The sequence below is a fragment of the Altererythrobacter chaiwopuensis genome (assembly GCF_054957755.1).
This window is the reverse complement of the sequence record NZ_JBTXJG010000001.1, coordinates 783,856-801,768: the sequence shown is the minus strand read 5'-3', so window position 1 is coordinate 801,768 and position 17,913 is coordinate 783,856. Positions and strand designations below refer to the sequence as shown.

Sequence of the window (17,913 nt, the reverse complement as noted above, 5' to 3'; positions counted from 1 at the left end):
ACGCAAACAGGGGAAATGCATGACCAGCCCGTGGACCATCGGGATCATCGGCGGATCGGGGCTCTACGCGATAGAGGGGCTTGAAGACGCGCAATGGATCGCGATCGACAGCCCGTGGGGCAAGCCCAGCGACGAGGTGCTGTGCGGACGCATTGGCGACGTGCGGGTGCGCTTCCTCCCGCGCCACGGGCGGGGGCACCCGATCGCGCCCGGCGAGCTCAATGCGCGCGCCAATATCGATGTGCTCAAGCGCGCAGGCTGCACCGACATTCTTGCCATCTCTGCGGTTGGCTCCCTGCGTGAGCAGATCGAGCCGGGGCGCTTTGCCATTGTCGAGCAGTTCATCGACCGCACCAATCGCACACCACGCAGCTTCTTCGGCACCGGCCTCGTCACGCATGTCTCGATGGCCGATCCGGTTTGCCCGCGCCTGTCTGAAATGGCCGCCGCCGCGATCGCTGGCGCCAAGGGAAAGGTGGCGACCGGTGCAACCTACCTTGCCATGGAGGGCCCGCAATTCTCGACCCGCGCCGAAAGCCGGATGTACCGCGAATGGGGGGCGGACGTGGTGGGCATGACCGCCATGCCCGAAGCCAAACTGGCGCGTGAGGCGGAGCTGCCCTATGCCCTGGTCGGCATGGTGACCGATTACGATTGCTGGCGGGAAGGCGAAGCGGTCGACGTGGCACAGGTGGTTGCGCAGATGCAGCTCAACAGCAAGCTGGCGCGCGACATGCTGACCCGCTTCATCAACGCACTGCCTGACCAGCGCGAGCCTTCACCGATCGACTTCGCGCTGGATGATGCAGTGATCACCGCGCCCGACAAACTCGATCCGGCGCTGCTGGCAAAGCTTGACGCAGTTGCGGGCCGGTTGCTTGCCGGGGGCTAGCGGCCCGCGACCTGCGCGAAGTGATCGAGCACTTCGGCCATCCCCACCACATCGCCATATTTGGCGTTCATGTCGAACAGATTGGCGCGGTGTACAGCCTCGTGCCGGTCGCCCACCGCCTCTTCCACCACAATCGGGATGAAGCCGTGCTGGCAGGCATCGACGCAGCTGGCGCGGATGCAGCCACTGGTGGTGACGCCGGTGATCACCAGGCTGTCAATGCCCATGGCGGTGAGCGTGGAGGCGAGCGTGGTGCCGAAAAAGGCGCTGGCATATTGCTTGGTGATGACGAGTTCATCCCCGCCCGGCTCAAGCCCTGCGGGCCAGGCGCCAAGCGGGTTGCCGCGCGCAAAGCTTTTCAGCGCGTCGATCTTGCGCGCGAAGATCCCCCCGTCCGCCATCGAAGGATGGAACTCGACATTGGTATAGATCACCGGCACACCCGCCGTGCGTGCCGCATCGCGCAGCCGCAAGGCCGCCTCCAATGCGGGCTCGACGCCTGCGTAAAGCGGGCTGCCCTTGGCCAAATAGGCCTCTACAAAGTCGATCAGGATCAGCGCGGGCCTTTGCCCGAAACCGATCCGACCTTCGAAGACGCCGGCATAATTGCTCTTCACGTCCTCAGCGCTCACCCAAAGAGCTCCTCTCGCACGCTCGCGTGTGTGAACAGCTTATCCTAGAATTTGTAGCCAAACTCCACCCCGAAGCGCCGCAACATCCCCGGAGAAATGAACGATCCGCCAAATTCGATCGCCGGGATCGCCTCGGCAATGTATTTTTCGTTGGTGAGATTGTCGGCAAAGGCCGTGACCGACCAGCTGTCGGTTTCCAGCCCGATACGCGTGTTGAGCACGCCGAAAGTATCGCGCCGGGTAAGCGAGTAATCCGCATCGCCCACGAATGAAGGCAGGGCCAGCGCCGATCCCGGAAGCAGCCCGCTGAACAGCGTGGGCGAGGTGTTGTTCTGCATGGTGTGGAACCAGGTCGGCCCGGTGATGCGGTAATCGGCCCGGGCAACGAAATCGAGCGTGTCGGTTACCGGCAGGTCAAGCTGGGTGCCCAGGTTGAGGGTGTAGTCCGCGGTATAGGGCGACTTGTTGCCGACCGTGACCGGCCGAGAGGCATTCTCCTTGATCTCGCTCTCCGTCACATTGGCTGAACCGAACACGCTCCAGCCCGGCATGATCTCGGCAGACAGGTTGAGCTCGGCGCCATAGATCTCGACCTCGTCGATATTCGACACCACGCGCAGCAGGCCGAAGCCGCCAACAAAGAATTCGAAGAACTGCATGTCGTCGATCTTGGTATAGTAACCTGCAAGATCGAATGTCACCGCGCCGCCCAGAAGGTCGCCCTTCATACCCGCTTCGAAGGCGCTCGATTTCTCTTTGCGGAACTGGTCCTCGATCAGCACGTCCGTGCCGATGAACTGGTTGAAGGCCTGGTCAACGATCGCGGCCGAGCCCTGATTGTTGAACCCACCCGATTTGAAGCCGATGCCCCAGTTGGCGTAGAGATTGACGTCATCCGAAAGCTCGTAGCGCAGCGAGATCTTGGGCTGGAGCTGCTTGAAGCTCTTCGACTGGTCGGGGATCGGCCCGAAGGCCTGGCCCGGATTGATCGGGCCGCCGGTAAAGGGATCGGTGGCATTGGGCACGAGGTTGCGCACCTTGCGGTCCTCGATGTCATAGCGCGCTGCCAGCCCGAGTTCGAAGCGTTCGCTCACCTCGAAATCTGCCGAGCCGAACACGGCATAGACATCGGTCGAGAAATCATCGTGGTAGAGCTGGGTGGTGGGGTTGAACGAACCAGCCGGATTGAACAGTTCCGTACTGGCGCCATTGCCCAGGTCTGCGCCCAGGCTGACCCCGACTTCCCGGTCGATATGGAGGTAGTAACCACCCACCTGCCAGTCGACCAGGCTATCGCCGTTCGAGGCGAGCCTCACTTCGGCGCTGAAATCGCTCTGGTTGCGAACCTGTAGCTGGGTGCCGTCACAGGTTGTGGGACCGAAGGGGCCGAAGGTCGACCCGTTGACGGGATCGAAGATGAAGGGCACCGGCGTCGCCCCGATGAAACCCGGCGGGTTGACCGGGAAGCCGGTCAGCGAGGCGGTGCTGGCAAAGCAGGCATTCGAAGCGTCGACCGAATCCTGCGTCGCCCCTGGGAAGGTGAAGCGCGCAAAATCCGCCGAAGTGCCATCGGCGGTCAGCAATTGTTCGACATCGCTATAAAGCGCCCAGGCCGTCAGCGTGACGCTGTCGAATTCGTGCTCGATCTTGGCCGATGCCTCGAAGGTCTGCTGGGTATTGGTGGGGCGAATGTTGGAATAGAAATTGAACGGGTGCTCGTTGACGTCCTCGAAAAAGGCACCACCGAAATTGGGCAGCGCAAAGGCCGCGTTGTAATTGATCGATGCGCCCTTGAGATCGGCATAGCGCGCCTTGACATCAAGCTCCGTCGACGGACCCAGTTCGGCCACGAAGCGCCCGTCGACCGACCACACTTCCTGGTCATCGACTGTATTCGAATCCAGCAGCACGTTGCGGTAGAAGCCGTCGGTGGTCGAATAACTGCCCGACAGGACCAGCCCGGCCCCCTCGCCCACCGGCGTCGAAACATAGGCCGAGGCCTTGTAGGTCTCGTCCTCTGCGGCGCTCACCTTGATGCCGCCTTCCAGGAAGCCAGCCGGCTTGAGCGTCTGTATCACGATCGCGCCAGCCGCAGCATTGCGGCCGTAAAGCGCCCCCTGAGGGCCTTTGAGGATTTCAATCTGGCGCAGCGTGCCCTGATCCTGGTTGAGCTGTGCAGTGTTGGTCTTGAGAATGCCGTCCACCACCAGCGCGACCGAGCTTTCCGCGTCGCGGGCGCCATTGATGCCGCGAATGTTGATCTGGGTATCGCCCGCTTCCGCAGTGCCGGTGACAATCGTCACGCCGGGCGTCAGCTGGACGAATTCCTCAGCCCGGTCGATCCCGGTCTTCTCCAGCGTATCTGCGGTGAACACGGTGATCGCGCTCGGAACCTCGGCCAGCGTTTCGGACTGGCGCCGCGCGGTCACGATAATGGCGTTGCTGCCGGTAGCGTCTTCCGCAACTGCTTCACTGCCGACATCCTGCGCCAATGCGGGGTTGGCCAAAATGATCGCGCCAAACGCCGCGCCGCACGCAAGGGTGTACTTGAAGGTGGTCATCTGTCGTATCTCCCCTGAACCTTTAGCCGGTACGGGATTTTTCCCGGACTTGCCGGCTGCAGGCAAACGCTACCCAATTAATTGACGCAATATTGTATACAATTTATCCTGGTCAAGCTTAATGTGCAAGAACGGGGGGAAGGCCGTGGTGTGTGGCAAAATGGTCGCGATGGCAGCTTGCGGGGGAGCGTTTGTGCACCTTTCAGCTGCTTCTCTGTGCTTTTCAGTATCCTTTGTGTCCTTTTCAGTCCCCTTTGGGCGCACAGCAGCCTAGGGTTCCGGGATGAGCCGCGCCTCCGACCTCGCCTATGACAAGATCCGCGCCCACCTGCTCAGCGGCGCGGTCAAGCCGGGCGCGCAGCTGACCGAGGACCAGCTGACGCAGATCACCGGCGTCAGCCGTACGCCGGTGCGCGAGGCGGTGCGGCGGCTGGAGAGCGAGATGCTGCTGGTGCGCAGCGAATCGAAGCGCATCTTCGTGGCCGACTGGAGCCGCGACGACATCGACGAGATGTTCACCTTGAGGCAGATGCTCGAGGGCCATGCCGCCGAGCGCGCGGCGCGCCGCCTTTCAGGCGAGCAGATCGACCGGCTCGAGGAAGTCAACCAGCAGCTGCACCTGGCGGTGACGATGGAGCCGCCCGACGTTGTGCGCTTTCTCGATGCCAACCGCAGCTTCCACGAGATCATCACCGAGGCAGCGCATTCGCCGCGCCTGGCGCAGGTGCTGGCCATGCTGGTCGAGCAACCGGTGGTACTGCGCACCGCGCGCAGCTATTCGGTGGAGGATCTGAGGCAGTCGGCGCGCGACCATGACGAACTGATCGCCGCCTTCCGCGCGCGCGATCCGGGCTGGGCCCGCGCGGTCATGGGCAGCCATCTGCGCCGCGCCTTTCACACCTTTGCGAATGCGGCCGAGGCGGCGGAGTAGAGCGGCTGCGCCGGGTTAGATAATCCCGCGTTCTTCCAGCTCGGCGCGCTTGCGCGAATCCATCCCCAGCAGCCCGCCGTAGATTTCCTCGTTATGCTGGCCCAGCTCCGGCCCCACCCATTCGACATGGCCGGGCGTTTCCGACAGCTTGGGCGCGACATTTTGCATCTTGAAGTTATCATATTTGGGATGCGGCATTTCGATGATCGCCTCGCGCGCGGCGAAATGCGGATCGGCCAGCATCTCGGGCGCGCGGTAGATATTGCCCGCCGGCACGCCGTGCTCTTCGCACAGGTCGAGCACCTGCTGGCTGGTGCGCTGCCTGGTCCATTCGCCGATCAGCGCGTCGAGCTCGGCCTGCCGTTCGCCGCGGGCGACGTGCGAATTGTAGCGCGGATCATCGCCCAGTTCGGGCACGCTCATCATCGCCGCCATGCGCTTCCACACGCTGTCCTGGTTCCCCGCCACCAGCACGCTGCCATCGCTGGTGGGATAGACGTTGGAGGGCGCGATCTTGGGCAGGATCGAGCCGGTGCGTTCGCGGATATGGCCGGTCACCGTATATTCGGGCACGGTCGATTCCATCATCGCCAGCACCGCTTCATAGATCGCCGAATCGACCACCTGCCCCTGCCCCGTCTTGTGCCGGTGGTTGAGCGCCATCAGCGCGCCGAGGCAGGCATAGGTCGCGGCGAGCGAATCGCCGATCGAGATACCGGCCCGGCTTGGCGGGCGGTCCGGCTCACCCGCGATGTATCGCATGCCGCCCATCGCCTCGCCGATCCCGCCATAGCCAGCGCGCGGGGAATAGGGGCCGCTCTGGCCATAGCCCGAAACGCGGATCATGATCAGCGCCTGGTTGATCGCGTGCAGATCGTCCCACCCCAGGTTCCAGCGCTCGAGCGTGCCGGGACGGAAATTCTCGAGCAGGAAATCGGCCCTGGCGGCGAGCTGGCGGACAATCTCCTGCCCTTCCTTCTCGCGCAGATTGAGGGTGATCGATTTCTTGTTGCGCGCGACGACCGAGAACCACAGCGGGATACCCTGCCCCCAGTTGCGCATCGCATCGCCCACCTTGGGCGGCTCGATCTTGATCACTTCGGCACCGTGATCGGCCATCAGCTGGCCGCAGAATGGCCCCGCGATCAGCTGGCCCATTTCGATCAGCCGCAGTCCCGAAAGCGCTCCCTCGGCCATGTCACCCCTTTCGCATCGTCAAAATTCCAGCGCCACACAGCTATTTACTCAAGGCGCACCCTAAAGGCACACAAAGGGTACAGAGAGCGACACAAGCGGCGCTCAAGCGGACCCGAACGTGACCGGGCCTATACAAGCGCCATTTGCATTTGTATACAATTTGCGTATCACGCGCCCAGTCGTTTTTTGCCAGCGAGACTATTCCCATGGCTGCCCAAAGCATCGAACTCGTCGAAGTCGGCCCGCGCGACGGGCTGCAGAACGAACCCGAGATCATCCCCAGCGCAGTCAAGCTGGCGATGATCGGGCGGATGCTCGACTATGGCGCGCGGCGGCTGGAGGTGGCGAGCTTCGTCCACCCGCAGCGCGTGCCGCAGATGGCCGATGCGGAAGACGTGATCGCCGGCCTGCCCGATCGCAAGGATGCGACCTATATCGGCCTGGTGCTCAACAAGCGCGGGGTGATGCGCGCGCTGGCAACGCGCGAGGGCGGAGCCCGCGGCATCGACCAGATCGGCTGCGTGATCGTGGCCAGCGACACATTCGGGCAGAAGAACCAGGGCCAGACCATCGAACAGGGCATCGCCGAGAACCGCGCCATGATCCGCTTCGCCCGCGAACAGGGGATGCGCGCGCAGGTAACGATCAGCGCCGCCTTTGGCTGCCCGTTCGAGGGCGAGGTGCAGCCTGAAACCGTGCTCGCCATTGCCGAGGAAATGGCCGCCGAAGGGCCGGAGGAAATCGCGCTGGCGGATACCATCGGCGTGGGCGTTCCGGCGCAGGTGGGGGATTTGTTCGGGCGCCTGGGTGAACTGCTTGGCGGCAGGATCCCGATGCGCGCGCATTTCCACGATACGCGCGGCACCGGCATCGCCAATGCCTGGGCAGCGTATCAGGCGGGCGTGCGCATATTCGACGCATCGCTTGGCGGGCTGGGCGGCTGCCCCTTTGCCCCCAAGGCGACGGGGAATATTGCCACAGAGGATCTGGTTTACATGATGGAGCGTTCGGGCATCGACACGGGAATCGAGCTCGAGGCAGCCATCGCCGCCAACCATTGGTTCGCCGAAAGACTGGGCCGGGCCTTGCCATCCTTGGTCGCACGAGCGGCCTGACCGAATATAGCCACGGAGAGACTATGACTTACAGGCCCGATAAGTACAGATTGGGCGTCGATGTGGGGGGAACCTTCACCGACCTGCTGCTGTTCGACGAGCAAAGCGGGAAATTCTGGCGCCACAAGACGCCCTCAACCCCGCATGACAGCTCGGAAGGGATACTCAACGGGGTGAAGGCGATCACCGCCGAAGCGGGCGTTTCGGCCAGCGACATCTCCTATTTCCTCCATGGCACTACGGTGGCGACCAATGCCGTGCTTGAAGGCAAGGGCGCCAAGGTCGGGCTGGTGACCACCGAGGGTTACCGCGACATCATGCAGATCGCGCGCAGCTTCGTACCCGGCGGCCTTGCTGCATGGATCGTGTGGCCCAAGCCGCAGCCGCTCGCGCATCTGGAAGATACGGTTGAAGTGCCGGGGCGGATGGATGCCGATGGCCGGGAAGTGCGCCCGCTTGATGAAAAGGCGGTGCGCGCCGCGCTGCGCAAGCTCAAGGGGCAAGGGATCGAAGCACTCACCGTCAGCCTGATCAACGCCTATGTCAACGGCGCGCATGAAAAGCGCATCGGCGAGATCGCGGCAGAGGAACTGCCCGGCATTCCCGTGTCGCTGAGCCACGAAGTGCTGCCCGAGATGCAGGAATACGAACGTACGCTGTCGACCGTTGCCAACGCCGCGGTGCGCCCGGTGGTGAGCAAATATGTCTCCAACCTGCGCAGCAAGCTGGAGGACGAAGGGCTCAAGGGCAAGCTCTCGCTGCTGCGCTCGGACGGCGGGCTGATGAGCAGCCAGAAGGCCGAGGAGCATCCGGTCAACATATTGATGTCCGGCCCCGCAGGCGGGGTTACCGGCGCGCTATGGGTGGCGAAGAATGCCGGCTTCACCAACATTCTCACGCTCGACGTCGGCGGCACCAGCACTGATGTCGCGCTGATCGAAGGGCTTGAACCGCGCCGGGTCCGTTCGACCGAGGTTGGCCATCTGTCGGTGCGCGCTTCCTCGCTCGACGTGAAGACCGTGGGCGCGGGTGGCGGTTCGATCGCGCATGTGCCCCAGCTGACCGGGGCGCTGCGGGTTGGCCCCGAAAGCGCGGGCGCGGTGCCCGGCCCAGTCGCCTATGGCAAGGGCGGCGAACTGCCGACGGTGACCGACGCCAATGTCGTGCTGGGCTATTTGCCCGAAGACCTGCTGGGCGGCAGTTTCAAGCTTGACCGCGAAGGCGCGAAAAAGGCGGTACAGACGATTGCCGATGCGTTGGGTGTCACCTTGATGGAGGCGGCGCGCGGGATCATCGATATCGTCAACGAGAACATGTTCGGCGCGCTCAGGATGATCAGCGTGCAGCAAGGATATGACCCGCGCGAATTCGCGCTGATGGGCTTTGGCGGGGCAGGTCCGCTGCATGTCAATGCGGTGGCGCGGCTGATGGGCAGCTGGCCTGCGATCTCGCCCGTTTCGCCGGGCGTGCTGTGTGCGCTGGGTGATGCAACCACGCGGATGCGCACTGAAACCGCACGCAGCTTCAACCGCCTGGCAAAGGATATCGGCATTGCCGATCTCGAAGCCGTGCTTGATGAAATGGCGGCGCAGACCCGCAGTGAGCTGCTGGCTGACGGGGTGCCGGAAGAGCAGGTTACCACGCAGTTCGAAGTCGATATCCGCTATACCGGACAGGCCTTCGAAGTGCCGCTGACGATCGACAAGGCGGTGCTCGAGAAAGACGGGATCGAAGGCATATTGGCGCGCTTCGACGAGGAGCATTTGCGCCTCTTCACCTTCAACATGGATACCCCGCATGAAATCGTGAACCTGCGCGCGGTGGCGCTGGGCCAGGCGCCGGCGCTTCCCGCCGCCGAACTGGAAAAGGGCGACGGCGACCCAGCGGCCGCCAAGATCCGCGACCATGTGCTGTGGATGGACGGGCGCGAGCAGGCCGCAGCGATCTATGACCGCAGTCGGCTGCGCCAAGGCGATGTGATTCCCGGCCCCGCGATCATCACCGAAATGGATTCGACCACGCTGGTCGAAAGCGGCTGCGTGGCCAGGGTCGATGCAGTCGGCAATATTCTCATCAATCCGGTGTCGGAATGACGCCCGTCTTTCCCCTTTCACGTCACCCCGGCGCAGGCCGGGGTCCAGCGCGGAACCACCTTCGCCGCATCTGGATTCCGGCCTTCGCCGGAATGACGAATTAGAGATTTCAGGAGCAAGCGATGCCGGCACAAATCATCGAAACCAACCCCACGCCCTTCGAGAAGGTCAGGATCGACCCGGTCACGCTCGACATCATCGAGAACGCGCTGCGCAATGCCCGCATCGAGATGGACGCCACGCTGGTGCGCACCGCAATGAGCCCCGGCATCCGCGAACAGGGTGACGCCTTCCCGCTGATCGCGGACCCCAAGGGCAAGATGATCGTCGGCCAGTTCGGCAGCTTCATCGGCGGCTTCCTCAAGGGCTATGACGATACGCTGGAGGATGGCGACATGATCTTCCTCAGTGATCCATATTCCTGCGAAGGCGCGATTTCGCACTCGAACGACTGGCTGGTGCTGCTGCCGGTGTTCAAGGACGGGCGACTGATCGCCTATACCGCCATGTTCGGCCACCAGAGCGACATCGGCGGCTCGGTGCCCGGATCGATGCCGATCGGCGCCAGCTCGATCTTCGAGGAAGGGGTGCGCATCCCGCCGGTGAAGATCTGGAAAAAGGGCGAATACAATGCCGATCTGATGAAGCTGGTGATGCACCAGACGCGCAAGCCCGACTGGTGCCAGGCCGATCTGAACGCGCTGATCGCATCGTGCCGGGTCGCCGCGCGGCGGGTGGTCGAAATGGCCGATCGCTTCGGCGACGATGTCTATTACTCGGCGACGCAGGAACTGCTCGACCGCAATTATCGCGCAATGAAGGCGCTGATCGGCATGGCAGTGGCCGAGGAGCCGGTGAGCTTCGAGGATTACATCTGCGACGATGGCAAGGGCTTTGGCCCCTACCGGATCAGATGCACCATGTGGCGCGAGGGCGACAAGGTGGTGCTCGATTTCGACGGCACCGACCCGCAATCCGCCGCCTCGATCAATTTCTATCTCAACGAGAACATGTTCAAGATGTTCTTCGGTATCTACATGATCATGGTGTTCGACCCGCAGATCCTGTTCAATGACGGGTTCTACGATCTGATCGAAGTGCGCATACCAGAGGGATCGCTGCTGAAGCCGAAATTCCCTGCCGCGCTTTCGGGCCGCACTCATGCGCTGGGCCGTATCTTCGACATTCTGGGGGGATTGCTGGGCCAGGGCACGCCCGAATTCCTCAATGCGGCAGGCTTCAGTTCAAGCCCGCACCTGTTCTATTCCGGCTGGGACGCGCGAGACGACAAGCCGCCCGAATGGTTCCAGCTGTTCCAGATCGGCTTTGGCGGCATTCCCGGCCGCCCGCTGGGCGACGGGCCGGACGGACATTCGCTGTGGCCCGGCTTCACCAATGTCCCCAACGAATTCCTCGAGCGTTATTTCCCGCTGCGGATCGAACGCTACTCGACCGAGCCCGACAGCGGCGGCGCGGGGCTGCACCGCGGCGGCAATGGCATCCACATGACCTACCGCTTTTTAGCCGATGGCGAGATCGCGGTGCATGATGACCGCTGGTTCGTCCCGCCATGGGGCGTCAACGGCGGGCATCCCGGCACGCGCGCGAAGAAAGTGCTCGAACGCGCCGACGGCACCACCGAAATCATCGGCAACAAGGTGGAGGATGTGCCGGTCAAGGCCGGCGACCTGCTGCATTATATCACCTGGGGCGGCGGCGGCTGGGGTGATCCGCTTGAGCGCGATCCGGAGCTGGTCGGTCTGGAAATTCGCCAGGGCCTGGTCACACCGGAAGGCGCGCGCCCCTATGGCGTGGTCGCTGATGAAAACGGCACGGTCGATAGTGCGGCGACGGACAAGCTGCGCACCGCAATCCGCGCCGGGCGCGGCGAACTGCCGCTGTTCGATTATGGACCCGGAATCGACAAATTGCGCGAATCCTGCGAAGCGGAAACCGGCCTGCCCGCGCCGATACAGCCGGTGTGGGCGGGAGCCGCCTGAGGTTGCACTGCCGGAACTTATGCGGTTGCCGTCGCTTGATAAGGCTATGGATTGGCGCAATTTGCTGCAACGACGGGAGCAGGCATGGGCGAGAACGAGATCATCGAGGAAGCGCAAGCTCCGCCTGATTCGCTGACATCGCCGCAGATCTATATCGAAGTCGCGCGCGAGGGGATCGAGGAGATGGGGCGCCCCTCGGCCTCGCTGTTCTGGTCGGCAGTGGCGGCGGGCTTTCTGCTGTCCTTCTCGCTGTTGCTCAAGGCGGTGCTCCATGCCGAAACCAAGGGTATGGCGGCGGGCCATGCGATCGACAGCCTGGGCTATACCGTGGGCTTCGTGCTGGTCATTTTCTGCCGCCTGCAACTCTTTACAGAGAACACCATTACCCCGGTGCTGCCAACGATTGCCTCGCCATCGGCCAGGAATGTCGGCAATCTGTCACGCGTGTGGGCGATCAGCCTGGCGGCCAATTTGATCGGCACCGCCACTATGGCGCTGATGTTCGCCAAGACGCCCATGGTGACGCCCGAAACGCTCGCCGCCATGCTCGAAATCAGCCATAAGGTGGCCGATCTCAGCGTCACCGAAAGCTTTGTGAAAGGGCTGCCATCGGGCCTGCTGATTGCCGCGCTGGTGTGGATGCGGCCGAGTTCGGGCAACAGCTTCCTGGGCATGGTCTTGCTGGTCACCTATGTTATTGCGGTGGGCGATTTCACCCATGTCGTGGTCGGATCGTGCGAGATATTCCTGCTGGCATGGATCGGCGAGGGTGCGATCGGCGAAATGATGCTGAGCAATATCCTGCCTACGCTGATCGGCAATCTCTTGGGCGGCACGGTGCTGTTCGCGCTGATCGCCTGGGCACAGATCCGGCGCGAACTGAAGGCCACCGTCAACCGCCTGCACGACGAGGCGGATGCCAGCCGCACCCGGATGTAGGGCAAAAGCGACACGGGAGAACATATGACCACGACATACCTGCGCGCGCAGATCAGCCGCTTCGGCGGCCCCGAAGTGATCGAATGGGCGGAAGGCGATTTGCCGGTGCCGGCACCGGGTGAAGTGCTGATCGAACACAGCGCTGTCGGGCTCAACTTCATCGACACCTATCACCGCAGCGGCCTCTATCCAGTGGAATTGCCAAGCGGGCTGGGGCTGGAAGCCGCAGGGCGCATCATTGCGCTCGGTGCGGGCGTGACAGGCCATGCCATGGGCGACCGCGTCGCCTATATAGGGCCGGGCCTTGGTGCCTATGCCACCCACCGGGCGTTGCCCGCCGATGCGCTGTTCAAGCTGCCCGGCAATGTCAGCGATGAACTGGCCGCAGCTGCGCTTGTCAAGGCTGCCACGGTCGAGGCGCTGGTCGAACGCTGCGCCGACCTTGAGGCCGGCGACACAGTGCTGGTCCACGCCGCCGCGGGCGGGGTTGGCCTGATCATGGTGCAATGGCTCAAGGCAATCGGGGTCAAGGTGATCGGCACGGTTTCTTCCGATGCCAAGGCCGCCACCGTGCGTGAGGCCGGCTGCGATCACGTGATCCGCTATGACCGTGAAGATATCGCCCCGCACGTGCGGGAACTGACCGCCGGGGCCGGCGTGCCGGTGGTGTTCGACGGGGTGGGCATGGTCACTTTCATGCCCTCGCTCGACAGCCTTTGCCCGCGCGGCCTGCTGGTAAGTTTCGGCAATGCCTCGGGCCCGGTCGAAGGCGTCAATTTGGGCCTGCTGGCGCAGAAGGGCTCGCTATTCGTGACCCGCCCGACGATTTTCCACTATTACGCCACGCCCGAAGACCGCACGCTAGGCATCACCCGTGTGTGGGACATGCTGGGATCGGGGCAGGTCAAGGTCACCATCGGCCAGACCTATGCCCTGAAGGATGCAGCCCAGGCGCAGATTGACCTGGAAGCGAGACGCACGACCGGTTCGACCGTGCTGGTTCCCTGAGTGCCCGACAAGCGGAAAGAGCCACGCCGGGCTTGCCCTTTGCCGGAACACAGCGATAATAGCTGCGCAATGGGCCGCATTTTCACCATCCTGCTTGCTGCATTTTCGCTCGGCTGGGCTTCGCCCGTGCTGGCCGAGGTCAAGCTCAGCTTCCACAGCTTCAATGGCTCGGTGCTGGTGGGGCGTTATCCGCATGCCTTCATCGTGATGGAGGGCACGCTGGAGGAGACCGGCAAGAAGGTGAGCGAGAATTACGGCTTCACCGCCAAGAAGGTGTCCACCGCGATCCTCAGCGGCCCGGTCGAACACGATGTGATGGTGGAAGAGCCGAAATATATCGCCAGGACCAACCGCCATTTCACTGTGACGATAAGCGACGAGCAATATAGCGAAATTGCCGCGCTGGTGAAGGCATGGCGAGATGCACCGGGCAAGTATTACGACCTCGAAAAGCGCAATTGCATCCATTTCGTGGGCGAGATTGCCAGGATCGCCGGGATCAAGGTGACCTATCCCCAGGACATGCTGCGCCGGCCAAAGAAGTGGCTCAACTACATCACTTCGCTCAATCCCAAGCTGCGCGCCGCACTGATCGACTGACACTGGCGGCGAACGCCAACTGTTGGCCAATGCGCATCACAATCGGTCCATTACCAGCCAATCGCGATTGCCGATCCATGCCTTGTCCAATGCTGCAGACGCCGCTTTCGCCTCCAGCTCGTTTCCGAGTTTCGCTTCGGTCTGGGCAAGACCGTAAAGTGCCCAGCCACTGTTCGGCGCCTGGAACAATGCTTGACGAAAGGCCGCCTGTGCATCCCCGTATTTGCCAGCCTTGTACAGCGATGCACCCAGCGATTGGGCGATCGGATAATACCAATAAGGCGGTTCGGTATAGGGAATGGTCCGTTCGATCGCCTGTGCTGCCCGATAATGATCCGCAGCCGCGTCAAACTTGCCCTTGCTGTGTGCGTGGCGTCCCTTTGCGACCAGCGCAGCCAGCCTGATTATGTCTGGAGCGGGAAAGCCTGCATCTACCATCGCGGTTACTTGCGGCTCGCTCGCAAGCTGGTGCATCTTTTCAATCTCGGCGGAAAAAGCCTGGTCGTTGCCAATTCTTGCGTAAGCCACGGCTCGGGCGTAGTGGCGCATCGCCTCGACATAGGCAAGTTCGGATGGCTGCTGGGTCAATGCCAGCACCGCATCGTTCGAAGCGAATTGGGTCAACGCAAAGGATGGCGCCGCGTGAATGGCCTGCACCCAGGGCATTTCTCGCGCTGCCTCTACTCCGACAATCCGCTTGAGGCGCTCAGTCTCGTTCGCGACCGTAAGCATGTCGCCTGCCATCTGCGCCGATGTGAGCAGGAAATGCACATTGTGAGGGTAATAACCGAACCGGTACAAACCGTCATCGCCGGCAAGGTGCAGATACTCCTCGTCGGCTCGCGCAGCCTTGATATTGGCGGCAATCGAATCCTTGTATCGCCCGATCCGATAGAAAATGTGCGCGGGCATGTGGACCAGATGCCCCAGCGTTGGAGGCGCATGCGTGACCAGGCGATCGGCGGCAACTTCGCCCATGCTGGGATTGGGCCCGTTTTCTGTAAGATGGATATAGAGATGGGACGCTTGGGGATGGGCAGGGTTTCGTTCCATCACCTTGTCGATCAGTGCGATCGCCGCTGCAATCTGCGGTTTGGCCACTCGCTTTCCGTCACTATCGACCCAGTAATCCCAGGGGGTTGTGTTCATGGCGGATTCCGCTGCCAGAACCGCAATGTCATCGCTCGCCGGGAAGCGGCGGGCAATTTCCATCATCGAGTTGGAATACTCCCGTTCAAGCGCGCCACGGTCTGCCGATAGATCATCGGGAAAGCGCAGTGCCGCCGCCGCGATCAGCGCTTTTTCGGCAGGGCTGGAATCTGCCGACAATCTTTGTGCTTGCTTGATTGCGAAGATTGCACGGCGGTTTTGCTCCTCGTTTATACCGGCGTTGATGTTCAGGCCATTGGCCGTTGCTTCACCCCACCAGCACATGGCGCATTCCGGCGCGAAACTGCGGGCCGTTCGAAACGATTTGACCGCAGCCTTGTGGTTGAAGCCGTACAGGAAGGATACGCCTTGGTCGAAATATCTGCGCGCCTCGCCTGACATGCCCGTTACATCGATATCCGAAGCGGGTATCTGGGAGTAGAGAGGGAAGGTGGTGGCAGAAACCGACGAAAGCAGCTGCGGTGATTTCGCCGCAGCAATTTCCAGCCTCTTGTCCAGCAACGCGCCGTTCGCGTCGATGCCGCGGCACGCATTTCGGCCAGCCAACGATGGATCAAGCGCTGCCAGCTTGCGGGTTTCAACCATTGCAGCATTGTCGAAATAGGCTGACGCGGCAATCCCGCTCGACCCGATCAACAGTGCCGACAGTCCCATGAATCTTAGCATAGCGGTCCCTCCCAAAAAGGTTTCGCGCGACCCGCCAGGTTTTTGGCTTGAGGCAGAAATCGGTCTTCCCGAAGCCACCAAGCCAGATTCTCAATAGCTGAACTGTAGCGCAGAATTCTCCGATTGGCCATTCCGGCTCCGGCGCCCGGACGAATTCGGCTTTGTCCGCAGCTGGGCGATTGGCACATGGTCCGCATTCCAGGGGTCATTGGGGCACCGCTTTCAAAGTCTCCCCCAGATAAAACCGTTCCCCCGCTTGCCGCCCTCATCACAATCGGGAATCACTCTCCCATGGCGATTCTTTCCGACAAGTGGATCCGCGACAAGGCGCTGAGCGAAGGCATGATCGAGCCCTTCGTCGAGGCGCAGAGGCGCGAAGGCTGCATTTCCTATGGGCTCAGTTCCTTTGGCTATGACGCCCGCGTGGCTGACGAGTTCAAGATCTTCACCAATGTCGACAGCGCGGTGGTCGATCCCAAGGATTTCGCCGCCAACAGTTTTGTCGACCGCAAGACCGATGTCTGCGTGATCCCGCCCAACAGCTTTGCGCTCGCCCGCACGGTGGAATATTTCCGCGTGCCCGAGGATGTGCTGGTAATCTGCCTTGGCAAAAGCACCTATGCCCGCTGCGGGATCATCGTCAACGTCACTCCGCTTGAGCCGGGCTGGGAAGGGCATGTGACGCTGGAGTTTTCCAACACCACTCCGCTGCCCGCCAGAATTTATGCCAATGAGGGCGCGTGCCAGTTCCTGTTCCTGGCTGGGAACGAGCGGCCTGAAGTAACCTACGCTGACCGCGCCGGCAAATATATGGGCCAGCGCGGGGTCACGCTGCCGCGGCTCTGAACGGAGGATGTGATGGAGACTGCGCCGCTGTTTGACCAATGGCGCAGCCGCTCGCCGCATTATGACGAAAGCCACGAGGCGGTGTGCGCCAGCGTGCGCGCCTTCGTTGCCCGCGAGATCATGCCGCATGTCGACGAATGGGAGCGTGCGGGCCAATTGCCGCGCGAACTGCACCGGAAAGCCGCCGAGGCGGGCGTGCTGGGGCTTGGCTATCCGCAGGAATATGGCGGCAGCGGCACGCTGGATCAGGGCGGCTTCGACATCTTCCACTCGCTGGTCCAGTCAGAGGAAATGTGCCGCCCCGGCGCTGGCGGTATCCCGGCCTCGCTGATGATCCACGGCATCGGCTTGCCCCCGGTGATCGCGGCGGGCAGCGAAGAGCTCAAACAGCGCATCGCCCCGCAGGTGCTAAGCGGTGAGAAGATCATCTGCCTTGGCATCACCGAGCCGGGCGGCGGATCGGACGTTGCCAATCTTCGTACCCGCGCGGAAAGGCGCGGGAATCTTTATGTGGTCAATGGTGCCAAGACACTGATCACCTCGGGCATGCGCGCCGACTATATTTCGCTGGCGGTGCGCACCGGCGGCGAGGGCATGGGCGGGGTTTCGCTGTTGCTGGTCGAGCTTGACCAGCCAGGCGTGTCGCGCACGCCGCTGGAAAAGATGGGCTGGCATGCGTCTGACACCGCGACGATCCATTTCGACGATGTCGAAGTGCCGGCCGAAAACCTGATCGGGCCGGAAAACGCGGGCTTCGGTGCGATCATGCGCAATTTCAACGGCGAGCGGCTGGGCATGGCGCAGCAGGCCGCCGCCTATGCACGGATCTGCTACGAAGACGCGCTCGACTGGGCGCGGAGCCGAGAGACCTTTGGCCGACCGCTGGTGACGCGGCAGGCGATCCGCCACAAGCTGGCGCGCATGCTGCAAATGATCGGCGCGACGCAGGCGATGATCGACCATGCCGCCTGGACGGTGAAACATGGCTGCGCCTTCCCCGGCGATTTCGCGCTGCTCAAGGTCCAGGCGACCCAGACGCTGGAATATTGCGCGCGCGAGGCGTGCCAGATTCTGGGCGGGGCAAGCTTCGTGCGCGGCGGGCGGGTCGAGCGGATCTATCGCGAGGTGCGCGTGATGGCGATCGGCGGCGGATCGGAAGAGATCATGTACGATCTTGCCAGCCGCCAGTTCGGCTTTTGATGCGGGAACGTAAACTGCCGTAGCGGCTTTGACTCTCTGAAGCGCCCGGCGCATGCAGGGCAC

14 protein-coding genes are annotated in these 17,913 nt (G+C 62.6%); 10 read left to right on the top strand and 4 right to left on the bottom strand.

Features of this window, described 5'->3' with window-relative positions; translation table 11 throughout:
• Positions 1–19: 19 nt before the first annotated feature.
• On the top strand, positions 20–892 hold the full coding sequence (locus ACX2DJ_RS03960) for a phosphorylase family protein (protein ID WP_462571116.1): 873 nt from the start codon (positions 20–22) through the stop codon (positions 890–892).
• Here ACX2DJ_RS03960 and ACX2DJ_RS03955 read toward each other — a convergent pair.
• Together ACX2DJ_RS03955 and ACX2DJ_RS03950 are read right to left on the bottom strand one after the other, a co-directional pair.
• Positions 889–1,524: an isochorismatase family protein gene (locus ACX2DJ_RS03955; RefSeq protein WP_462571115.1), complete on the bottom strand. Its 636-nt coding sequence runs from the start codon at positions 1,522–1,524 to the stop codon at positions 889–891. The two genes, ACX2DJ_RS03960 and ACX2DJ_RS03955, sit on opposite strands and share 4 nt — an antisense overlap.
• Before the next feature lie 44 nt (positions 1,525–1,568).
• The gene (locus ACX2DJ_RS03950; RefSeq protein WP_462571114.1) at positions 1,569–4,085 is read right to left on the bottom strand and encodes a TonB-dependent receptor; all 2,517 of its coding nucleotides are present in this window, start codon (positions 4,083–4,085) and stop codon (positions 1,569–1,571) included.
• Positions 4,086–4,368: 283 nt separating this feature from the next.
• Here ACX2DJ_RS03950 and ACX2DJ_RS03945 point away from each other — a divergent pair, with 283 nt between their 5' ends.
• Positions 4,369–5,016 carry a GntR family transcriptional regulator gene (locus ACX2DJ_RS03945; protein WP_462571113.1) on the top strand — a complete coding sequence of 216 codons (648 nt, stop codon included), beginning with the start codon at positions 4,369–4,371 and terminating at the stop codon, positions 5,014–5,016.
• 15 nt (positions 5,017–5,031) lie between these two features.
• Here ACX2DJ_RS03945 and ACX2DJ_RS03940 read toward each other — a convergent pair whose 3' ends face one another.
• Positions 5,032–6,213: a CaiB/BaiF CoA transferase family protein gene (locus ACX2DJ_RS03940; protein WP_462571112.1), complete on the bottom strand. Its 1,182-nt coding sequence runs from the start codon at positions 6,211–6,213 to the stop codon at positions 5,032–5,034.
• Between the two features lie 206 nt (positions 6,214–6,419).
• Between ACX2DJ_RS03940 and ACX2DJ_RS03935 the strand changes: the two genes are divergently transcribed.
• The 6 genes from ACX2DJ_RS03935 to ACX2DJ_RS03910 all read left to right on the top strand — a co-directional run bounded on the left by ACX2DJ_RS03935 (position 6,420) and on the right by ACX2DJ_RS03910 (position 13,968).
• Entirely contained in the window at positions 6,420–7,328 is a 909-nt protein-coding gene (locus ACX2DJ_RS03935; protein WP_462571111.1) for a hydroxymethylglutaryl-CoA lyase, read from the top strand.
• Between the two features lie 23 nt (positions 7,329–7,351).
• Positions 7,352–9,421 (top strand): hydantoinase/oxoprolinase family protein, encoded by a 2,070-nt coding sequence (locus ACX2DJ_RS03930; protein ID WP_462571110.1) that lies wholly within the window; start codon positions 7,352–7,354, stop codon positions 9,419–9,421.
• A gap of 122 nt (positions 9,422–9,543) precedes the next feature.
• The gene (locus tag ACX2DJ_RS03925; RefSeq protein WP_462571109.1) at positions 9,544–11,421 is read left to right on the top strand and encodes a hydantoinase B/oxoprolinase family protein; all 1,878 of its coding nucleotides are present in this window, start codon (positions 9,544–9,546) and stop codon (positions 11,419–11,421) included.
• Between the two features lie 84 nt (positions 11,422–11,505).
• Positions 11,506–12,360 (top strand): formate/nitrite transporter family protein, encoded by an 855-nt coding sequence (locus ACX2DJ_RS03920; RefSeq protein ID WP_462571108.1) that lies wholly within the window; start codon positions 11,506–11,508, stop codon positions 12,358–12,360.
• Between the two features lie 24 nt (positions 12,361–12,384).
• Positions 12,385–13,368: a quinone oxidoreductase family protein gene (locus ACX2DJ_RS03915; RefSeq protein WP_462571107.1), complete on the top strand. Its 984-nt coding sequence runs from the start codon at positions 12,385–12,387 to the stop codon at positions 13,366–13,368.
• 69 nt (positions 13,369–13,437) lie between these two features.
• Complete coding sequence (locus ACX2DJ_RS03910) at positions 13,438–13,968, top strand: hypothetical protein (RefSeq protein WP_462571106.1); 531 nt, start codon at positions 13,438–13,440, stop codon at positions 13,966–13,968.
• Positions 13,969–14,004: 36 nt separating this feature from the next.
• Here the strand turns inward: ACX2DJ_RS03910 and ACX2DJ_RS03905 are convergent, their stop codons facing one another.
• Complete coding sequence (locus tag ACX2DJ_RS03905; RefSeq protein ID WP_462571105.1) at positions 14,005–15,804, bottom strand: tetratricopeptide repeat protein; 1,800 nt, start codon at positions 15,802–15,804, stop codon at positions 14,005–14,007.
• Positions 15,805–16,095: 291 nt separating this feature from the next.
• Here ACX2DJ_RS03905 and dcd point away from each other — a divergent pair, with 291 nt between their 5' ends.
• A complete protein-coding gene (dcd, locus tag ACX2DJ_RS03900; protein ID WP_462571104.1) occupies positions 16,096–16,650 on the top strand; it encodes a dCTP deaminase in 555 nt (184 codons plus the stop codon).
• Between the two features lie 12 nt (positions 16,651–16,662).
• A complete protein-coding gene (locus ACX2DJ_RS03895) occupies positions 16,663–17,850 on the top strand; it encodes an acyl-CoA dehydrogenase family protein (RefSeq protein WP_462571103.1) in 1,188 nt (395 codons plus the stop codon).
• Positions 17,851–17,913 lie beyond the last annotated feature (63 nt).

Bases quoted from the DNA above. Each gene is read 5' to 3' on its own strand.
- ACX2DJ_RS03960 (WP_462571116.1), top strand. From the start codon at position 20: ATGACCAGCCCGTGGACCATCGGGATCATCGGCGGATCGGGGCTCTAC.
- ACX2DJ_RS03950 (WP_462571114.1), bottom strand. From the start codon at position 4,085: ATGACCACCTTCAAGTACACCCTTGCGTGCGGCGCGGCGTTTGGCGCG.
- ACX2DJ_RS03945 (WP_462571113.1), top strand. From the start codon at position 4,369: ATGAGCCGCGCCTCCGACCTCGCCTATGACAAGATCCGCGCCCACCTG.
- ACX2DJ_RS03940 (WP_462571112.1), bottom strand. From the start codon at position 6,213: ATGGCCGAGGGAGCGCTTTCGGGACTGCGGCTGATCGAAATGGGCCAG.
- ACX2DJ_RS03935 (WP_462571111.1), top strand. From the start codon at position 6,420: ATGGCTGCCCAAAGCATCGAACTCGTCGAAGTCGGCCCGCGCGACGGG.
- ACX2DJ_RS03930 (WP_462571110.1), top strand. From the start codon at position 7,352: ATGACTTACAGGCCCGATAAGTACAGATTGGGCGTCGATGTGGGGGGA.
- ACX2DJ_RS03925 (WP_462571109.1), top strand. From the start codon at position 9,544: ATGCCGGCACAAATCATCGAAACCAACCCCACGCCCTTCGAGAAGGTC.
- ACX2DJ_RS03920 (WP_462571108.1), top strand. From the start codon at position 11,506: ATGGGCGAGAACGAGATCATCGAGGAAGCGCAAGCTCCGCCTGATTCG.
- ACX2DJ_RS03915 (WP_462571107.1), top strand. From the start codon at position 12,385: ATGACCACGACATACCTGCGCGCGCAGATCAGCCGCTTCGGCGGCCCC.
- ACX2DJ_RS03910 (WP_462571106.1), top strand. From the start codon at position 13,438: ATGGGCCGCATTTTCACCATCCTGCTTGCTGCATTTTCGCTCGGCTGG.
- ACX2DJ_RS03905 (WP_462571105.1), bottom strand. From the start codon at position 15,804: ATGCTAAGATTCATGGGACTGTCGGCACTGTTGATCGGGTCGAGCGGG.
- dcd (WP_462571104.1), top strand. From the start codon at position 16,096: ATGGCGATTCTTTCCGACAAGTGGATCCGCGACAAGGCGCTGAGCGAA.
- ACX2DJ_RS03895 (WP_462571103.1), top strand. From the start codon at position 16,663: ATGGAGACTGCGCCGCTGTTTGACCAATGGCGCAGCCGCTCGCCGCAT.